The following is a 19388-nucleotide window of genomic DNA, read 5'->3' on the forward strand; positions in this document are numbered from 1 at the left end:
TCGTCCGGTTTCGCTTACGGGGCATCGCCGGGTGCTGTTACCGGCGCTTTCGTACATCGCTTGCGGGGAACAACCATCCCTCCCCCATACGTTTTCATTGATCTGATGGTGCTACTTTAGCGGCATGGGGGTCTCTATGGTAATAGTTTACGCCGTTTTTCTTGGAAAAACTGACTGATCCCCACTCAACCAGTAAGTCTAGGTGAGCCTGAATTTCAGACAATCCCAGGAAAATATCCCACCCGTGAAGGTTCGGATAAACCTCCTTGCTTAATTCATAAGAGCTTAATTCTTTCCCATTTAACTTATTGAGAATGATCTTAAACTGCGAATCGTGGTGGCACCTCGCCACGTTAACGGCCCCCCTGTAATCATTAAACACCCCGCCGTGCCCCGGGCATACCATGCTAATTTTTAAATCATCAACTTTTTTCAATCCGTTTAAATATTGTTTCAAAGTTGGCAAGCGCTTACCCGGGTTTTCCGGGTCAGGCTCAATAACCGGGTTGGGAGTGATATGTGGAAGTAAAAAGTCCCCGGAAAAAAAAGTTTTTTGTTCGGGATCATACAGACATGTATGACCGGGGCTGTGACCGGGAAGGTGTAATACCTGAAGCTGGCCGCCGGCAAATTCAATCTTATCATCATCTGTTAATTCTTCAACTTTACAATTATCTACATTCGGGCGGGGAAGTTTATCCCTTTCACCATACATTTCAGCAATAACGGTTTGGGGGACGCCAGCCTCTATAGCATACGGCAGTCTTTCCATCATCAAGTCGGCAGCTTTGTCCATCTTTTTTAATTCCCAGGGATGTATTAGGACGGTTGCCCCTGATTTCCGGGCTATATCTGACGCCAGGCCGCTATGGTCCGGGTGGGCGTGTGTAATGACAACCCTCTTGATATCCTTGACATTGATGCCGAGGGATGTCAGCATCCCTTCCAATACCTTTGCTGCCTTGGCATTGTTGGGACCGGCATCTATAAGCGTCAGCGGATCGCTCTTTATTAAGTAAACATTTACCGGCCCGACAGCATATGGTGTTGGCACAATAATCTGAAACACAGAAAGCAATTGGACCATCTCCTACCTGCTAATTTAGCAATCATAAGCCACGCTGTACAGCGTGGCATACATAAATTGAAATCTACTTATACTTAATAAAAAGTCACCTTACACCGGGAATCACCAGTGTGGCAGTATTAGACGTATTATTTTCTTTTTTGCATACCTGGAACAGCCAATGGCCCCGGGCGTCAAAAGTAAACCTAGCTTTTCCTTTCTCATCGGTACTAAAGTTATGTAAAAAGCCTTCACCTTCATATAAGTGGTAGGTAGCCTGTACCTGCACTCCCGGCACTGGTTTGCCGTCCAGCATTACGGTTAGTTCAATTTCATCTCCGGGATGAAAATCATGATACTCCCCTGGAACTATTTCCATTCCCCGGTTAGCTGCCCGCCCCGTGCCATGAACATGATGGCCAACGGGCACCAGCATCTGCGCCCACTGGCAGTTGCGCTCCTGATTAGAATGAAGACCATAATTCTCCGCCTGTACAGTATAAATTCCTTCCGGACCGCTTTCCGCCACCAGCCTGAAATATAAATTTTCGTTATCCCGAATAATTTTAGCGGCACTTTCCTGCCCCGATGGATTAATAACAACGGCCTTTAGATTTTTGGGTTCGCCTGCCCGCATGCTCTTCATTGCGTGGCCCCAGGCCAGCTTGACCTCAATTGAATCACCATGATGAAAATGAAGATGAATTGGCTCAAGCCAAATTGCTCGTTCACTTGTTTTACTAGTATTCAAGATAACACCCTCTCACAACAAAAATATACAAATAGAATACGGCAGATTTTATAATTATTCCTCCATTAGTACCAAATAAATAGACATACATTTCACACACTCTTTCTTACCTAGTTTTTTCATTACACCCAAAATATTATTCATTAAAACGAGCGGTTAAAACAGATGCTACCAGCGCTAAAGTTCTGAACGCAGCGGGGAACACCGGCCCTCAAATAAATGTTTTTTCGGGAGGGACTACCTTAAAGTATATAAAAAAGCACGCTCAAATTAGTTTCTTAGAGCGCGCTATCTCCACCATTAAAACACAAAAACAAAGATAAAAAACCACCGGGTGTGGATTAATCTTCACGGGTGCTGGAAGCGTTTATTTCATTATTTTTTTTAGTGTCATTATCACTACTTTTGCCTTTATTTCCCCTACGATAATTACCGCAGGGCTGGTCTTGGGATTTTCCTTGATTTAAATTTTTCATTTCCGCCCTACCCGGGCCTATTTCTTCAAATCTGCCACGATTATTATCTATATTATCTATCAAAGAACCATTCTTATCAGGTTTAGGAACCACTTGTCTTACTTGTTGTTTTGTATCCGGAGCCTTTTTAACCTGCACATCATTTTCTTCCGGCAGAGCGGTCGTTTGGTTAATCATGCGCCCGGCTTTGTTAGGTTTATCTACGCCGTTTTTTTGTAGTCCACCGGGATTTTTATTAACCTGTAGCTGGAAATTTTTCTTTACACCAGGTAACTTAGCATTGGTCCAGTTAGTTTTTCCGGTAATAGCACCGGGGTTGGCATTTTTAATGCATTCCGCTGCTTTAATATTCTTTGAAGTTTCCAATTCACTAATTTTTCTTTCTCGCAGCTCTTGATTATTGATTTTAATACCTTTTTTACCTGCTCCCTGCTGAATCAGGTATCTACCAGGGGTGATGCCTATCTTTTGCGCTTCTTTTAAAACCTTGGGCGCCGCTTCGCTAACAATTAATTCAGCTTCCAACCCGCACTCATTTAGCGGCTGCCGCATGGTGTCATAGATTTCATTTACATTAATATTAGCCTTGCCTCCCCACAGCCGGTTTGTCTGAGTTACCGTGGCCAAAATTAAATTATCTTTTTCGGTGCTCAGGTACCGCGATTGGATAGCCTGGGCAATAATTCTTTCCAGGTCTTCTTCCAAGGGCTTTTTATTCAGGTTAATTTTTTTAAGCAATAATTCACCGTCTTTATTTAAGCCCCTGGCACTTATAACCACGTCCTTTTTATCCACGCCAAGTTCAATGCTCGGATTAATGTCAATGGCTACATATGCCGCAGCTACAGGCGTCATCATTTGAAAAACAAACCAGGCAAAGGCGGCGACCAATAGCGACGCCACAGCCATTAGTTGTTTGAAACTTGTAATTGATGGCCTGCGAACCGTTATTTCCCGGCCAACGACAGTCCCTTCCCGCGGCACAGGGACTTTTAAAAACCTGCCGTCGTTAGTCAAAACAATGCAACATTTTCCCTTAATTTCTATAACCAACCCACGGCCAGGCGCCACTTTAATCACCCCCTTGCGCTTCTTTAATATAGGCCCTCAAATAGATAAACTCATCCCGGTAATACAACAGAGTCGAAACAGCCATTATATATTTTCTTCCCCGCTCGAGAACCTTGCGGCTAATTCCGGTTGCTGCTGATATTTCCTTTAAAGGCAACCTATTGCTACTGAGTAATTCCGGGTAAAGATTATTTTCAACAATAAATTGCGCTGCAGTAATTAAAGTTTTTCTTGTATCTTTATGCTTCGGAGACACGTTAACCAAATCTGTAAAAGAAATGCCAAACCGGTTTAATCTGTTACTAAAAATTATTATTTCTTCTTTTCTTTCCCGATCAACAATTTCAGAAACATATTGATCCCAGGAAGCAGTTAATTCCGCACTTCTATCCAAATTACCGGCAGGCTCTTGGCTGGCAAGGTCTACCTTATTCCACCTGGACTCTCTGCGTAGGTAATCTGTAACCCTGCTTCTGATAACAAGGCGTGCAAATGCTGTAAACGGCACTCCCTGGCCGGCTTTAAACCGGTCGATAGCTTCGTTAAATGCTATTAGTCCGATACTCAGTTCATCATCAGAACCCCAACTTAAACTTCTCCCGCACAAGCGGCCGGTCACCCCGGCAATAAAAGGTTTGGCCTCATTAATCAATATTTCCCTGGATGATTCATCGCCGTCTTTTATTGCCGCGATATGGGACTCAAATTCATCCCCCAGAAGCACTGCATCACACTCCCCCTGTATCAAGCACCGCCTTCCATATCATAAGATTCTATATTATACAATACGATGCCGCCATCCTGTATTGAGGTACCTTATGTCTGCTTTTTAATATTTTCACCGGCACAACTTTCGTCACAATTTTCGCACTTAACTCTGTCACCGGTCAGGCAATATTGCAATTTAACATTGCAAATATCACAGTCGCCTTTTCCAGGCTGACACGGTTCAGCATGAATAACAACTTCCACACCGGGCATTTTTCGCCTGAGATCTTGTTCAATGCTGTCGCATAAAGAGTGAGCCGAGATAATTTGCTCACCTCGCGGAACTACTAAACTAAAATCAATATGCCTTTGTGATCCTGCCTTGCGGGTACGGAGTCTTCTATATACCACGTAACTGCCGTTATAAGATTGCAGTACTTCTTTAATGATATTCTCTTCATGGTCAGGCAGGCGCGCATCCAAAATACTGGCCAGAGATTCATGAACCAAATCATAAGCAGCTTTAAGAATTAATATAGTCACCCCAATGGCAATCAACGGGTCAATTAAATAAAAACCTGTCAGCTTGATCAGAACTATTCCCACCAAAACGCCAAATGAGGTTAAAACGTCGGTTCGCAAATGCCAGGCGTCTGCCGCCAGGGCCGGTGAATCCGTTTTTTTCGCCACCCGCATCAGCCGGCTGGAAACATACATATTAACCAGTGCGGAAATACCCATGATCACCGCACCCGCGCCAAGCGATCTAACCTCTGTTGCTCCATGCAGCAATTTGGGTACGGATTCCTTGATTATCAAACCCGCCGCCACAAGAATCAAAATCGCTTCCGTAATTGCAGCCAGATTTTCAAATTTACCATGTCCATACCGGTGCCCGTCATCAGCCGGTTTGTTGGACTCCCTAACAGATGCGAAAGCTATAACTGCTGCGATGAGATCCAATCCCGAATGAATGGCTTCAGAGATCACGCTGATTGAGCCCATTATAACCCCGGCCGTAAGTTTACCCACAGTCAACATTGTGTTGGAAAAGATGGACAACTTGGCTATTTTAGTCTTTTCTTCTTTATCCAACCCAAATCCCCCAAATCCCTCAAAATTAAAGCCCGAAGGCCCTCATCCCTATTTAAAGATGAAGTCCCGCGGGCTTAACCGCTGCCAAAACGGCCCGGCCTCTTATGGCCTGACTGTAATAATAATATATCATATGCAATAAACATAAACAATGTTATTTGATGTTTGAAGAAAGCTATAGTTTTGAATTCTGGTTATCAAGCCCGACATCGATCTGTTCAGCCTGCGGAGATTCATCATCTATACCTTTTGTGCTTTCGTAAAAAATTCCGTCATCTCCAACAACATAGGGTATGTGGTCCACCAGTTCAGTGTAACCGATAGGCTCTTCGTCACCATCCCCGCTTCCGTAATAAGCTCCGGCTCCGGCATGCGGGGCATGCTCCTGCCATTTCGCCAGGTCCTGCCAGGCATCCTCGGCGTCATATTCATTTTTACCGGTTGCATCGTTATAATAACGGGCAAATGGCGGTTCCAGAACGTCTTCCTCCACCGGGCGGACATTGATACGTGGCACTGCCTCTTCAGTTTCCGCGCGGCAATCGACGCATTGAGTTGTATAAGGCACCGCTTCCAGGCGCTCAACAGGAATTGGCTTGCCGCACGCCTCGCATATTCCGTATGTTCCATCCTTTATCCTTTGCAGGGCATGATTGATTGCCTGTAGTTTCAGCAGCGCATCCTCACGCAGGGCAAAATCTTTACTTCGCTCAAAAACTTCAGTAGCCACATCAGCAGGGTGCTGGTCGTATGTGGAAAGTTCCTCCACAGATTCAGACAAGGAAGCATCCAGACCCTCATCGAAACCGCTGATCATACTGTTATACCTGTCTTGCTCTTTTTTTATTTTCTGCTCAAAGTGTTTTAATTGTTCTTTTTGCAAGCAAACACCTCCACTTACTGTTTTCCCAGCTGCATTTGAACTATTTTTACCAGTTCGGCAATAAAGCCTCCAATCAAAGGCAGATTCAGAGAAACCAATTTTTGCAGTATAATAACCATGATCGCTCCCAAGATAGCAAATCCAACAGCAATTCCCAAACCCCTCGCAATCCCACTGATAAAATTTACATAAATCAATCTTAGCGGGTTTTGCAGCAGATTCACATACTCAGCTAATTTCATTTTTTCCATGTTCAGGCTTAGTTCCCTGATCCTATCCTCAAGGGACTTTAAAAGATTTTCCTGGTCATGCATAACGGCAACCTCCAAAATCTTTTTTTAATTTACCCCTTATTGGTTAAAAAAATAAACGGGGATTATCCCCGTTTATCAGGCTAAGTAACAGCCATGAATATTGATAAAATACTAATAGTTATCCTTGCATGCTATCTATTTGCCTTTTCCATTAACTTTAAATCAACCCAAACGGGACTTGCATTAAATATTGAAGAATAGGCACCACTGCTAACCCCGATCAACATTGCCAGAACGAATGTCTTGATCGTGGTACCGCCAAGGAAAAACAGGGCCAGCAGCACAAATATCACCGTCAGTACTGTATTGATGGACCGCGCCAAGGTTTGCCACAAGCTGATATTGACCAAATCCTCCAATATTTCCCCCTTTTTACGGGTTTTCATATTTTCTCTGATCCGGTCAAAGATAATGATCGTATCATTAATAGAATAACCTATAATCGTTAGAACGGCAGCCACAAAAGCACTGTCTATCTCTATCTGGAACAATGAAAAAACACCTATTACCACTAACACATCGTGCAGCAAGGCTATAATAGCCGCAACACCCTGCTTAAATTCAAAGCGGAATGTAATGTATATCAGCATCAATACAGACGCAATAAGCAATGCCATAATGGCATTCATAGTCAGCTCCCTGCCGATAACGGGACCAACCCTCTCATTTCTCAGCAACTTAACGTCATGCAGCTTCGCTTGAAGATTTGAAATAAACTTTGCGCTTTCATCTTCTTGCAATTCCTTGGTTCTAATTAAGTATGTGCCATTGCCGCTCTGTTGAATGCGTGAAGAGCCGTAACCAAGTTCATTCACTGTCTCCCTAACTTGCTGGATTGTGATATCAGGGCCCAATTTCAATTCAATCATATTACCGCCCGTAAAATCAATGCCTAAATTTAAACCCCGCGTTATAAGGGAGTAGAGACCGGGCAAAATTACCAGCAGCGAAATAATATACCAAATCTTCCTATGCTTTACGAAGTTAAACAAATGCTCCAACCCCCTTACGCCCCGTAGTTTTTAGCAGATTTAAACAGGTTAGTGCCCGCCACCAAGTGCAGCATCCACCTGGTCATGGTGATGGCGGTAAACATTGAGGCCAAAATACCGATGCTCAATGTAACCGCAAAGCCGCGAATCAGACTTGTCCCAAAATAATAAAGAACAACTGCGGCGATCAAAGTAGTCACATTGGAGTCGAAAACCGCAATAAATCCACGCTTAAAGCCTGCGTCAATGGCTGAGCGAATGCTCTTGCCAAAACGCAACTCCTCTTTGACCCGCTCAAAAATAACCACGTTTGCGTCCACCGCTATACCCAGCGACAGCAGGAAACCTGCTATGCCCGGCAATGTCATAGTGGCATGAATTCCGATAAATATGGCAAACACTATTAGCGCGTAGATAATCAGGGCCAGGTCGGCAACAGCGCCGGGAACTCTGTAATAAACAAGCATAAATACCAGTATGGCTATAATTCCGACTATACCGGCATTAATTGATCTATCCAGCGAGTCCTGGCCAAGCTGCGGGCCCACCGTTCTTTTCTCCATGACGTCAAGCTGAACCGGCAGCGCGCCGGACCTTAAAAGAATGGCAACTTTGTGGGCTTCTTCCAGATCCGTATATCCGGTTATTCTTGCCTTTCCATTGGTTATGGGTTCCTCCACCACCGGGTTTTGCAGTAACTGCTTGTCCAAATAAATGCCTATTGGCTTGTGCACGTTGGCTGTCGTCGCCTGGGCAAACTTACGGGTGCCTTCGGCGGTAAAGGTCAGGTTGACTTCCACCTGCCCGGAAGTAGGGTCTCGGCCTTCAATGGCGTCCTTTAAATCGGCTCCCGTTACTATCGTTTGGCCGTCCTGGGTCTTAAACTCCAGGAAGGCGGGCTTGATCATATCAATTACAGCTTTATCAGGGTCCTTGATGCCCGCCAATTCCACAATGATCCGGCGATCGCCCTGGCGCTGGATAACGGGTTCAGTCACACCGGTTTGGTTAATCCTGTTTTCCAGCACGGCCACAGCCTTCTTCATGGTATCCTCGGTAACCTTGGAAGTTGCCGTATCCTTGGCTTCAAGCACCACATGCACACCGCCGCGCAAATCCAATCCAAGAACAATATCCTTTCCCCAGGGCAGCCATTTAATATTTTTAAAGATGGAAAGAGGCGCCGCTGCAGTTAAACCCACGGATATAACAACCAGCACAATGATAACCAGGGTTAATATTTTACTCCATCTCATCCGTTCTCCCCCCTACAACATTTACAATAATCGTGCTCCATTTATTACCAGCTCAAATTTACAGTTCAAGAAAACCGCAGCCTTTCGGCACAACATCATTCTGGTTAGAAATATTTCAAAGTATTCCATCACAGGTACTATTTCAATATTTGTTTCCAATTCCATAGTAATAGTGCGTTTTTTTTCATCAACCCATAGAAAGGAATGTTCCACAGCATAATTGACCCTGTCGTGAATATCAAAAGTAGCAAAATCCTGGTTGCGGACCCTTGACCGGTGAACATCGGACTTATCAGCCATGATTAGAGCAGCCGCAACGGTGTTCACTGGCTGACCGTACTGCTCTTCATGGTTGGCTATCGCCGATATGACAGTTGCCACTTCATCCGGGTGCATGCCCATTTGCAATAATATTGGACAGCTTATGGTAGCACCGGAAATACCGTGTTCATTCCGGCTGACCACATTGCCGATATCGTGCATATAACCTGCAATGGCCGCTAACTCTGCTTCACGATGCTTATAGCCAAGTTTAATCAATATGTTTTTGGCTATGCTGGATACCAGGTTGACGTGCCGGTAACTGTGTTCCGTAAAACCCATAACACCGAGATATTCATTCCCTTTTCTTATAAAGCTATCAATAACCGGGTTTTTTTTAACATCATCAAGAGTAACCAATGGCAAACCTCCCGTGTTATGGATAAAATTCACAGAAAAAAGAGTAGACCAGGGTGCCTACTCAAGATTAATCCTTGTCACTTTCCCCATCACTATCCGGCAAAACTTGCGAAACAGCATTTTTTAAAATTGTAATTCTTACGTTATCTGCTACTTTGACAACAAGTGAATCTTCCTTGACCTTTACTATGGTTCCGTATATGCCGCCAATGGTGATAATTTTGTTGTTGACCTTTAAATTTCTTACCATTTCGGCGTGTTTTTTCTGCCTTTGCTGCTGGGGTCTGATCATTAGAAACCATAATATAGCAAATAAGCCGACTATATATAGAATTCCCAGCCAGGATTCTTTCAAAACACATACCCCCCTCCTTTGTAGAATCAAAACATATTAATAATTCTGTATCGCCGGAGATTTCCCTTTTTTTATTTAGCAAATGTAAAATTGATGTAAATATTTGCTATTATTCAGCCTTAAAGCGCCGCAAGAATTGCTCTTTGTATTCGACGAAATCTCCACTGGCTATGGCGGCCCGAATATCCTCCATAAGCTTTAATACAAAACGAAGATTGTGCAGCGTCGTTAATCTAATCCCTAGAACCTCATTGGCTTTTATTAAATGTCTGATGTACGCCCTGGAATAATTTTTACAGGTATAACAATCACAGTCGGGATCCAGCGGCCTGAAGTCTTTGGCATATTCCGCATTGCGCACCACCAGCTTGCCGTCCCGGGTAAACACTGTTCCGTTGCGGGCGATACGTGTCGGCAAAACGCAGTCAAACATATCCACCCCGCGGGCAACACCTTCCAACAAGCAGTCAGGTGAACCCACACCCATTAAATAACGGGGCTTATTCCACGGCATTTCCGGCATCAGGTAATCCAAAACCTCGTACATGACCGGCTTCGGCTCACCAACACTTAAGCCTCCGATCCCAAACCCCGGAAACCCCAGGGAAGTTATTTCCTTTGCGCTTGTTAACCGCAAATCCCGGTAAACCCCGCCTTGAATAATGCCAAACAGAGCCTGGTCCTTGGGGTCGTGCCGGTTTAGACAGCGTTCAGCCCACCGGGAAGTGCGCTCCATAGCTTTCCGAGCATCTTCATAGCTGCAGGGGTAAGGTGCGCACTCATCAAAGGCCATAGCTACATCGGCTCCCAGAGCCATCTGTATTTCCATAGACTTTTCCGGGCTAAAATAATGTTCCGAACCATCAATATGGCTGCGAAAAGTCACGCCCTGATCGGTTATTTTCCGCAGCGGCCCCAGGCTGAAGACTTGAAATCCACCACTGTCCGTGAGTATTGGACTGTGCCAGTTCATAAAGTTATGCAATCCCCCGGCCTCGGCCACTATTTCATGACCCGGCCGCAAATAAAGGTGATAGGTATTGCCGAGTATCATCGTACCGCCAACTTCCCGCACTTCCTCGGGTGTCATCGTCTTAACACTGGCCTGGGTGCCCACCGGCATAAACACCGGCGTTTTTATCGTTCCGTGCGGCGTGGAAAGTAAACCCAGCCTAGCCCCGCTTCGGTTATCATTGCCTGTTACTTCAAAACTTATGGTCATAAACTCCTCCGCCAAATTTCAAATAATCAACATTGCATCACCAAAGCTAAAAAACCGGTAGCGCATACGGACCGCCTCATCATATGCGCTAAGCAATCTTTCCCGCCCCACCAGTGCGCTTACCATCATCAGCAATGTACTGCGCGGCAGGTGAAAATTGGTAATTAAGCCATCAACAACTTTAAAATTATAGCCCGGGTAAATAAAAATATCCGTCCAGCCTGTGCCCGCGCGCACTTTGCCGCCCGGCACTCCTGATGTTTCCAGGCACCTGGTGGTTGTTGTGCCGACAGCAATTGTCCTGCCCCCGGCCTGTCTGTTATTAATAATAGTCTCGGTGTTTGCAGGAATCTCGTAATATTCCGAATGCATTTTATGTTCGGTTATGTCTTCTACTTTTACCGGGCGGAATGTCCCTAACCCCACATGAAGAATTACAGAAGCTACAGCAGTACCCCTGCTTTTTATTTTATCTAATAGTTCAGGAGTAAAATGCAGCCCTGCGGTCGGCGCAGCTGCCGACCCGGGATGACGGGCGTAAACCGTTTGATAGCGCTGCGGGTCCGCCGGTTGTTTTTTAATGTATGGTGGCAGAGGCACCGAACCCAACTTGTCCAAAATAGGCTCAAACTGCCCCACATAATCAAAGCTTATTTTACGGCAGCCGCCTTCCAAGACTGCTTCGACTGTTCCCTGTAGTTCTTCTCCAAAAATTACTTTTGTCCCCGGGGGAACACGGCGCCCTGGCCTTACCAGCGTCTCCCAGGTATTACTGTTAATTTGATTTAACAGCAGTACTTCGATTACTGTGCCCGTACCATCTTTTTTACCCCATAATCTAGCTGGAATCACCTTAGTATTATTGATTACCAGCACGTCGCGGGGGTCGATATAATCAACAATATCCTTAAACGACCTGTGTTCGGGCGCCCCGCCATTTTTGCGCAGCACCATCAGCCGCGATTCGTCTCTCCTGGGGGCCGGGTCCTGTGCAATTAGCTCTTCTGGAAGGTAATAGTCAAAATCGGTAATTTTCATGTAGACATCCTTTAGATAATCACTTGCCATAATATGTTACCAAGTCAACGCCTGTATAATAGTATTGCAAAATATCCTGGAAACTATAACCTTGGCCAGCCAGCCCGGCAGCACCCCACTGGGACATGCCAAGCCCGTGTCCCCAGCCGCTGCCGGTTATGGCTACAGAACTAAGGTTTCCATCCTGATCGCTTGTTTTGGAAAAATTAAACAATGCGCTTTTCAAACCTAGTATTATTCTAACCCTATCTGCATTAAACACCACCACCTGCTGCGGACTGCCATTGATGTCCGTGCCCAGTATTAAAAGCTTCTTTACCCTTCCCCCGGCAGTATGTTCAATTACCTGCAAGTCTGTTACAGAACTGTAATTATTCATTTTGGGCCAATATTTTTTTAACTGACCGTTAATCATTTGAGTTAATTGGCTGGCTGAATAGGTAACCGACCAGTTATAATACTTGTCATTAGCGTCTGCCGGGTCTGGTTTAGCCCTGATATACCCCAGGAAGTTCGTCCATACATCCTCACTGTTGTCCGTAAATCCCCCGCTGGATGAGTGGTAAAATGCAGCTACGGGTTGCCCCCGGTATACCAGCACCAGTCCTCTGGTTTCATCAACGGCCTTGGCGGCCACAGGATTTTCCTTATTAAAACCCCCATAAACATGGTTGCTCTGGTTGTCTAACACGTCGAACCCGTAACTTGCGTAGCTACCCAGCTGGCTGATGACATAGCTACGGGCTGCCACCGCCTGCGCCTTTAGCGCCTCTGATGGAAACATAACAGGCATTTCAGCCGGAACCACTCCATACAGGTACTCTTCTATGGGTAGTTCGTTTATTGCTGTAATTAGATTTCCAATCCTCCTGATTTCAAAACTACCCCGGTAAGACCTTTGCTGATTGTTTTTATAAATACTGACCAAATTTATACTGTCTGAAGTAGCAAGCCTTTTGACTTTCCCGCTGCCGTCAACATAATATTGGGTCCCCGGGTCTTTTCCCAGGAAGCTTGATTTTCCCTCACTTCCCGATGCAACAGCAAAACCCAGTAAATTATCCTGTTGAATAACGCTACCATCGCCGGTTTCAATTCCAACCTTAAAATTTTTTTCTTCAGCCTTTACCGGGCCGACATATTCGCCATACAAGCTGCCGTTTTGCATTAAAACAATTCCATTTTGCCCAACTTCCGCGGTCCAACTGCTGTCACCCGCATCTTCAGCAATAACCTTTCCCGAGTTACCATCCACCAGCCTGTACCTACCCGACAAATCAAAGTTTATACTGGGCATGTCCTGCAAAATGCCCACGCGAATCGTTTCCGGGTATACTTTAACTTCACCGGCGGCGAATCCCGCCGGGCATAACAAAAGCATTAAAGCAAACAAAAGATTAAGCAGCCACCTGTTAACCGGCATAAAAAAAGAACCTCCCTTATGCTTCCAATACCGTGGGATAGTTCGACAAAAGTTTAAATTTTCCTCTCTTTTTTGTCACTCTTGATCATCTTTTAAAAAATATATTAAGTACCAAAGATAGGATTACACTTATAATAATCATTGTTACCACAGGAAAATAAAAGGTGAAATTGCCTCTTTGAATAAAAATATCGCCGGGCAGCCGGCCAATTCCGCCGATTTTACCTGCGGCCACCATGACAGCGCCGGCAACGACCATAAAAAGCCCGAAAAAAATCAACATTTTACCAATAACATCAAGGGAATTCATTTGACCCCTCCTTTTTTTTGCGGTAATATCTTTCTTTTTCACTGTAAATGCAGCCGCAATATTGCTGCCTGTACATGCCCAACCTGCGTGATATATCAGTGGCCTCACTGTAGCCCGGCCTGAAATCCTGATAATAAAAAGGAATCCCTACCTCTATGCTGATGGCATTGCCTATATCCTTAATCAGGTCATGTTTCTGATAGGGACTAACCAAAAGAGTTGTGCTGAAGGCATCAAACTTTCCATGCTTGGCAATCCGGGCGGTTTTGCTTAATCGCATGCCGTAACAGTACATACACCGCATGGATTCCCGGTGTACAACCCCTCTGAGGTAACCTTCCAGGTCATAGTCATCGTCAACTATGACTTTAAAATCATTAGCACCGGCATACTGCAGCAGCGTTTCCTTTCTTTGCTGCCATTCCGTATACGGATGGATATTGGGATTATAAAAGTAGCCCTGAACCTGGTGGCGTTCTTCCCGCAGCTTATGCAACGGATAAATGGTACAAGGCCCGCAACAAGTATGCAATAAAATTTTCATTTATCAAGCCTTCCTTACTACTCAAAAAAATTTCACGTTACTTGTATCTGGTACGCAGATGGTTCCCTTCGCGCGCTGCGCAATTTCCCTTACTGTCATTGCGAGCGTTCACTTATTGTCATTGCGAGCGCAGCGAAGCAATCTCAATGGCAAAACATTGTTTGGGGACATACCTCCAACCCTAAAGCTATGACCCTAAAGGGGAGGTGTGTCCCCTTTCTTATAAATGAGATTGCTACGTCGCTTCGCTCCGCGCAATGACAGACTAACCATATTTCAACCTCTACTGGTGTCGGCTGACAGCATGGTGGTCTACCACAAAGTTAATTGTCTCTCCCCCGGCATCTTAATCCCCAGGTGTTGATATGCCGCAGCCGTAGCCACTCGCCCGCGCTGGGTCCGGGCCAGCATGCCCAGTTGAAGTAAAAAGGGTTCATAAACATCTTCGATTGTACCAGCTTCTTCGCCAATGGAGGCTGCAATTGTTTCCAGCCCCACCGGCCCACCTCCGAAATTCTTGATTATTGCGGTTAAAAGCCTGCGGTCCAGCTGGTCTAAACCTAAAGGGTCCACCTCCAAGAATTCCAGGGCCTTACTTGCCACCTCCCGGGTTATAATCCCCTGTGCCCTAACTTGGGCAAAATCACGCACCCGCTTTAACAGGCGATTGGCAATCCTTGGCGTACCACGGGAACGACGGGCTATTTCTTCAGCTCCATCATGTTCTATTTCCACTTGCAGTATGCCGGCTGCCCGGGCCACTATAGTTAAAAGATCCTCTACCCGGTAATAATCCAGCCTGCTGATTACGCCAAACCGGTCGCGCAGCGGCGAGGTCATCAGACCTGCCCTGGTGGTTGCCCCGATAAGCGTAAACCGGGGCAACTCTATTCTAATGGAGCGGGCCCCGGGACCCTTACCAATAATTATATCCAGCGCAAAATCCTCCATTGCCGGGTAAAGCACTTCCTCCACTGTCCTGCTGAGTCTGTGCACCTCATCTATAAAGAGGACGTCACCGTGCTGCAGTCCGGTCAGAATGGAAGCCAGGTCTCCGGGACGCTCAATAGCCGGTCCTGAGGTAGTCCGTATATTAACTCCCATTTCATTGGAAATAATATTGGCCAGCGTAGTTTTCCCCAACCCCGGCGGCCCGAACAAAAGCACATGGTCCAGCGGCTCCCCGCGCTGCAGCGCTGCCCGGATAAATACTTCAATAGTTTCTTTAACTTTATTCTGGCCAATATATTCGCTTAACTTACGCGGTCTAAGATTAACCTCGCTATCAAGGTCTTCCTCCTTTAAAACAGCGGAGATAATCCTATTTTGTTCCGAATCCCGCATATAGCCGGAGCCTACCCCCTTTATTTATTTTTTCCTTTATTATCCAAATAACGTAAAGAGAGTTTAACTGCATCGGCAACAACCAGTGTTCTGTCAACACATGTTTTACCGGCGGCCTCCCTTGCCTCCGCCGCCCCATAACCTAGCATCATTAACGCTTCTACGGTATCGCTAAACAGACCGGCACCGGCTTCGCCCGCATTGACCTCATCAGTTTCATTTACAGCAATATTTATCTTTTGGAATTTATCTTTTAGTTCAAGAATTATGCGCTGGGCAGTTTTTTTGCCTATGCCTGGTATTCGCGTAAAAGATGCCATATCCTCCAAGGCTAAAGCCCTGCCGATTCCATCCGGCTTCATATGCGATAATATAGATAAAGCAGCCCTGGGGCCAACGCCGTTAACCCCCAGCAGCAGCATAAAAACAGATATTTCTTCCGGAGTTTGGAAACCGTACAGCTGCATATCATCTTCCCGCACGATCATATGGGTATGTATCAACACTTCTCTGTCGTTAACTTGCAGGCTGGCAGCGCAATTTGCGGTAACATTAACCCTGTAGCCGACTCCGTTAACGTCAATTATCACGGTGTCTTGTTCCACTTTGCATACCTTGCCCTTCAGAAATGCAATCACAAAAACGCCCCCAAACTGCTGTGGTTATTGGCATGGCATATAGAAACAGCCAGCGCATCAGCTACGTCATCCGGTCTGGGCACTTCCGGAAGGTTCATAATAACCTTGACCATGTACTGAACTTGCTGTTTTTCTGCTCTTCCAAAACCTGCCACAGCTTGTTTTACCTGTAGTGGTGTATATTCAAAAACCTTGATTCCAGCCTGGGCAGCCGCCAATAATAATACTCCTCTGGCCTGTCCAACTGCTATGGCAGTTCGAACATTACGGTTAAAAAAAAGCTCCTCTATGGCCATACAATCAGGACGATAATCTGCTAGAAGATTGGTTAATTGATCATATAGTGACTTTAATCTCTGGTATAGGAGCTCACCCGTAAAGCTTCGTAAACACCCATATGTTACCGGGAAAAAAGAATTTCCCCTGTAATCAACTATACCATAACCTGTAATAGCCAGTCCGGGATCCACCCCTAATATTCTCATCCGCGTCACTCCCCCTAAGATCGTAACATAATCAACACCTGGCATGCAACATCTGTTCGGTTATAGCTCTAATTTCTTTCCAACTCATCAAAGTTTTCAAGTGCAGAATTAATTTCCGTTTCACTGGGAAACTCAATTGTATTCTGCAGCTCCACCTGTTCCGCTGCAGGTAATTCGTTATAACGATCGGCCCGGCTTATTTTATCTTTAATGTCACCAGGCAGTAAATTAAAATCAATGTTTACAACAGATAACACGATATCGTTGTAGCCAAGCGGTCCCTGAAACACTGCCAGTTTTCCTTCATACAACCCCAGGTGCCTGTACTCCTTATGCATACCGCAAAACCCCTCAACCTTCCTGGTAATATCCAATTCACTATCACGAAAAGTTATCTTCCAGCCCTGGTTCTCAGGATACTTGATCCTTAGTCTATTGTAATCAAGCCCTATCAATTCCCTGGGCGCACCTCCGCGATAAAGCAGTTCTACATCACCACAGGAGTATTCATTGTATTTAAGCAGCAGTGTGCTGGACCTTACAACCGGACTGCCATACTGTCCTGTAATTGTTTCCAGTACAGTCGATATGGGTTTCATCTGTGGAGATGTAATCGAATCCATTACCAGGTATACACCTGTGGCAACAGCGGCAACAAAAAGGATTGCTCCAATGAAATTTTTGGCTAACTTTAACATGATCATACCCCTTAATCTTTTAATTAGAGTATTGCCACTTAGCAGCCAAAAAATAAGAATAGGTTGCTTAATCAGCAACCTATTCTTCTTCCGAGGGCTCATAATTGGTATAAACATTTTGAACATCATCGTGATCTTCTAACATTTCGAGCAGCTTATCCATTAATTCCTCGTTTTTACCGTCCAGGGTAACAGTTGTTTTTGGCAGCATGGCAATTTCAGCGTGGCTGATCTTGATACCTTCAACTTCCAGCACTTCGCTTACTTTATTTAAATCCGAGGTCTCCGTCAAAACCTCAAAACTATCCTCTTCTTCTTTTATATCAACCGCACCCGCATCCAGCGCCGTTAACGTAAATTCGTCCGCATCCATTTCCAGATTGCTTTTTTCTATAATTAGTAGCCCCCTGGCATCAAACATCCAGGATACACAGCCTGTTTCACCAAGGTTGCCACCGTATTTTGAAAAGAAATGTCTTATTTCCCCGGCAGTACGGTTTCTGTTATCGGTCATGGCTTCAATCATAACAGCAGTTCCGCCCGGACCATAACCCTCATAAATAATTTCTTCGTAGCTATCCGCGCCTAGTTCCCCGGAACCTCTTTTGATAGCGCGCTGGATATTATCATTTGGTAGATTCGCCTCTTTTGCCCTGGCAATAGCATTTTTAAGTGCTATATTTGCTTCTGGGTCACCGCCGCCCCTACGCGCAGCTGATATTATCTCTTTGGCCAGTTTGGTGAATACCTTACCTCTTTGCGCATCAATTTTGGACTTTTTTCTCTTTATAGTTGACCATTTAGAGTGCCCGGACATTTTAGTCATCTCCTTTCGTACCAATAAATCATAAAATCACACCGGTAGTCAAAATCATAAAGGAGGAGTTGCCGGCAGCTGTCTTTTATGCATACTTTTTCGCGCCAGGTCATCTACTATTTTCTTAACTCTTTCATCAGCCCGGCCATTTAGAATGTAATCATCAAGCTCCTCATATGTTATTCCCATTTCAATTTCATCGTTTTGTCCCATCCACAATCCCGCGGAAGGTGGCTTGCTGATAATCGGTTCCGGCACTCCCAAATACTTTGCCAGTTCCTTAACCTCACCTTTTACAAAATTAGCAATAGGAAGTATATCCACACCACCGTCACCGTATTTTGTAAAGTACCCTACAGTTAATTCACAACGGTTTCCCGTTCCAACCACCAGGCTTTGAGTTTTGGCCGCATAGTAATAAAGAGTTGTCATTCTTAACCTGGGTTTGATATTAGCAATTGTTAAATCCTTTTTGCCTGGATCATATTCATTACCGGTAAGCAATTTAACCATTTGCGAAAACACTTTGTCCAGGATTACTGTCTTATATTCTATGCCAATTGTTTTTGCCAGCAACTCCGCATGCTCCGCATCCAGCTTATTGCTAAAACAAGGCATAATTATACCCAGGGTATTGTCGGGACATACGTTTCTGCACAAAGTTGCTGTAACAGCCGAATCTATCCCGCCACTTAACCCTACGACAAAACCCCTGGCACCTCTTTGTTCCTTTTGGGTTAATAACCACTGTTCAGTTTTCCTAGCCAGGTTTTCTACCAAGGTATCTATCCCTCCAATCCTTAAACACCATAATAATCTTATCATATATTTCTTAGTATAGCCAAATTTAAAGGTTAAATAAAAGGTTTAAAAAGAACCCTTGGATTAACTCCAAGGGTTCTTTTAAAAATAGTTCCGGCAACGACCTGCTCTCCCAGGGACAAGCCCAAGTACCATCGGCGCTGGAGAGCTTAACTTCCGTGTTCGGGATGGGAACGGGTGTATCCTCTCCGCTATGGTCACCGGAAAACTTATTGGACGTTATATTTAAGTTAACTTTCAGGTGCCTGGCACCTTTTTGTTAACTTATCGTTCCTTCAAAACTGCACAGCGCTTTTTTAAGCAAGGTAGCTTACCTGTCGCCTTCATCAGGTCAAGCCCTCGACCTATTAGTACCGGTCCGCTAAACACATTGCTGTGCTTACACGCCCGGCCTATCTA

At 45.1% G+C, this 19388-nt stretch carries 22 protein-coding genes and 2 rRNA genes; all 24 read right to left on the reverse strand.

Annotated elements, in window-relative coordinates:
• Positions 1 to 94 precede the first annotated feature (94 nt).
• The gene (locus H569_RS0103395) at positions 95 to 1069 is read right to left on the reverse strand and encodes an MBL fold metallo-hydrolase (protein ID WP_238492454.1); all 975 of its coding nucleotides are present in this window, start codon (positions 1067 to 1069) and stop codon (positions 95 to 97) included.
• 103 nt (positions 1070 to 1172) lie between these two features.
• Positions 1173 to 1817: a DUF4198 domain-containing protein gene (locus tag H569_RS0103400; RefSeq protein WP_027363844.1), complete on the reverse strand. Its 645-nt coding sequence runs from the start codon at positions 1815 to 1817 to the stop codon at positions 1173 to 1175.
• Between the two features lie 341 nt (positions 1818 to 2158).
• A complete protein-coding gene (locus tag H569_RS0103405) occupies positions 2159 to 3364 on the reverse strand; it encodes an anti-sigma factor domain-containing protein (protein ID WP_027363845.1) in 1206 nt (401 codons plus the stop codon).
• 1 nt (position 3365) lies between these two features.
• Positions 3366 to 4088: an RNA polymerase sigma-I factor gene (gene sigI / locus H569_RS0103410; protein ID WP_027363846.1), complete on the reverse strand. Its 723-nt coding sequence runs from the start codon at positions 4086 to 4088 to the stop codon at positions 3366 to 3368.
• 92 nt (positions 4089 to 4180) lie between these two features.
• The gene (locus tag H569_RS0103415; RefSeq protein WP_027363847.1) at positions 4181 to 5167 is read right to left on the reverse strand and encodes a cation diffusion facilitator family transporter; all 987 of its coding nucleotides are present in this window, start codon (positions 5165 to 5167) and stop codon (positions 4181 to 4183) included.
• A 175-nt stretch (positions 5168 to 5342) separates the two neighbouring features.
• A complete protein-coding gene (locus tag H569_RS0103420; protein WP_027363848.1) occupies positions 5343 to 6050 on the reverse strand; it encodes a TraR/DksA C4-type zinc finger protein in 708 nt (235 codons plus the stop codon).
• 14 nt (positions 6051 to 6064) lie between these two features.
• Positions 6065 to 6364, reverse strand: coding sequence for a DUF5665 domain-containing protein (locus H569_RS0103425; RefSeq protein WP_027363849.1), 300 nt, complete (start codon positions 6362 to 6364; stop codon positions 6065 to 6067).
• Positions 6365 to 6495: 131 nt separating this feature from the next.
• Positions 6496 to 7356, reverse strand: a complete 861-nt coding sequence (gene secF, locus H569_RS0103435; RefSeq protein ID WP_027363850.1) for a protein translocase subunit SecF — start codon at positions 7354 to 7356, stop codon at positions 6496 to 6498.
• Between the two features lie 14 nt (positions 7357 to 7370).
• Positions 7371 to 8612, reverse strand: coding sequence for a protein translocase subunit SecD (secD, locus tag H569_RS0103440; protein WP_027363851.1), 1242 nt, complete (start codon positions 8610 to 8612; stop codon positions 7371 to 7373).
• Positions 8613 to 8633: 21 nt separating this feature from the next.
• A complete protein-coding gene (locus H569_RS0103445) occupies positions 8634 to 9293 on the reverse strand; it encodes an HD domain-containing protein (protein WP_027363852.1) in 660 nt (219 codons plus the stop codon).
• 67 nt (positions 9294 to 9360) lie between these two features.
• Complete coding sequence (gene yajC, locus H569_RS0103450) at positions 9361 to 9648, reverse strand: preprotein translocase subunit YajC (protein WP_027363853.1); 288 nt, start codon at positions 9646 to 9648, stop codon at positions 9361 to 9363.
• 109 nt (positions 9649 to 9757) lie between these two features.
• On the reverse strand, positions 9758 to 10870 hold the full coding sequence (tgt, locus tag H569_RS0103455) for a tRNA guanosine(34) transglycosylase Tgt (RefSeq protein ID WP_027363854.1): 1113 nt from the start codon (positions 10868 to 10870) through the stop codon (positions 9758 to 9760).
• An 18-nt stretch (positions 10871 to 10888) separates the two neighbouring features.
• Positions 10889 to 11908, reverse strand: a complete 1020-nt coding sequence (gene queA, locus H569_RS0103460; RefSeq protein WP_027363855.1) for a tRNA preQ1(34) S-adenosylmethionine ribosyltransferase-isomerase QueA — start codon at positions 11906 to 11908, stop codon at positions 10889 to 10891.
• A 19-nt stretch (positions 11909 to 11927) separates the two neighbouring features.
• Positions 11928 to 13331 carry a SpoIID/LytB domain-containing protein gene (locus H569_RS19045; protein ID WP_051273180.1) on the reverse strand — a complete coding sequence of 468 codons (1404 nt, stop codon included), beginning with the start codon at positions 13329 to 13331 and terminating at the stop codon, positions 11928 to 11930.
• An 85-nt stretch (positions 13332 to 13416) separates the two neighbouring features.
• Positions 13417 to 13641 carry a DUF2905 domain-containing protein gene (locus tag H569_RS0103470; RefSeq protein ID WP_027363856.1) on the reverse strand — a complete coding sequence of 75 codons (225 nt, stop codon included), beginning with the start codon at positions 13639 to 13641 and terminating at the stop codon, positions 13417 to 13419.
• The gene (locus H569_RS0103475) at positions 13628 to 14185 is read right to left on the reverse strand and encodes an epoxyqueuosine reductase QueH (protein ID WP_027363857.1); all 558 of its coding nucleotides are present in this window, start codon (positions 14183 to 14185) and stop codon (positions 13628 to 13630) included. Before H569_RS0103475 ends, H569_RS0103470 begins: the two co-directional genes overlap by 14 nt.
• Before the next feature lie 312 nt (positions 14186 to 14497).
• On the reverse strand, positions 14498 to 15529 hold the full coding sequence (ruvB, locus tag H569_RS19050) for a Holliday junction branch migration DNA helicase RuvB (RefSeq protein ID WP_034629329.1): 1032 nt from the start codon (positions 15527 to 15529) through the stop codon (positions 14498 to 14500).
• A 20-nt stretch (positions 15530 to 15549) separates the two neighbouring features.
• Positions 15550 to 16167 (reverse strand): Holliday junction branch migration protein RuvA, encoded by a 618-nt coding sequence (gene ruvA / locus H569_RS0103495; RefSeq protein ID WP_027363860.1) that lies wholly within the window; start codon positions 16165 to 16167, stop codon positions 15550 to 15552.
• The gene (ruvC, locus tag H569_RS0103500) at positions 16164 to 16652 is read right to left on the reverse strand and encodes a crossover junction endodeoxyribonuclease RuvC (protein WP_027363861.1); all 489 of its coding nucleotides are present in this window, start codon (positions 16650 to 16652) and stop codon (positions 16164 to 16166) included. Before ruvC ends, ruvA begins: the two co-directional genes overlap by 4 nt.
• 68 nt (positions 16653 to 16720) lie before the next feature.
• Positions 16721 to 17350 carry a hypothetical protein gene (locus H569_RS0103505; RefSeq protein ID WP_157833455.1) on the reverse strand — a complete coding sequence of 210 codons (630 nt, stop codon included), beginning with the start codon at positions 17348 to 17350 and terminating at the stop codon, positions 16721 to 16723.
• A gap of 79 nt (positions 17351 to 17429) precedes the next feature.
• Positions 17430 to 18167, reverse strand: a complete 738-nt coding sequence (locus H569_RS0103510) for a YebC/PmpR family DNA-binding transcriptional regulator (protein ID WP_027363863.1) — start codon at positions 18165 to 18167, stop codon at positions 17430 to 17432.
• Positions 18168 to 18221: 54 nt separating this feature from the next.
• Positions 18222 to 18947: an NAD(+) synthase gene (gene nadE / locus H569_RS0103515; protein WP_027363864.1), complete on the reverse strand. Its 726-nt coding sequence runs from the start codon at positions 18945 to 18947 to the stop codon at positions 18222 to 18224.
• 133 nt (positions 18948 to 19080) lie between these two features.
• Positions 19081 to 19194 (reverse strand): 5S ribosomal RNA (gene rrf, locus H569_RS0103520).
• A gap of 122 nt (positions 19195 to 19316) precedes the next feature.
• Positions 19317 to 19388, reverse strand: a 23S ribosomal RNA gene (locus H569_RS0103525); the annotation flags it as partial.

The organism is Desulfotruncus alcoholivorax DSM 16058, assembly GCF_000430885.1.
Lineage (GTDB): Bacteria > Bacillota > Desulfotomaculia > Desulfotomaculales > Desulfallaceae > Desulfotruncus > Desulfotruncus alcoholivorax.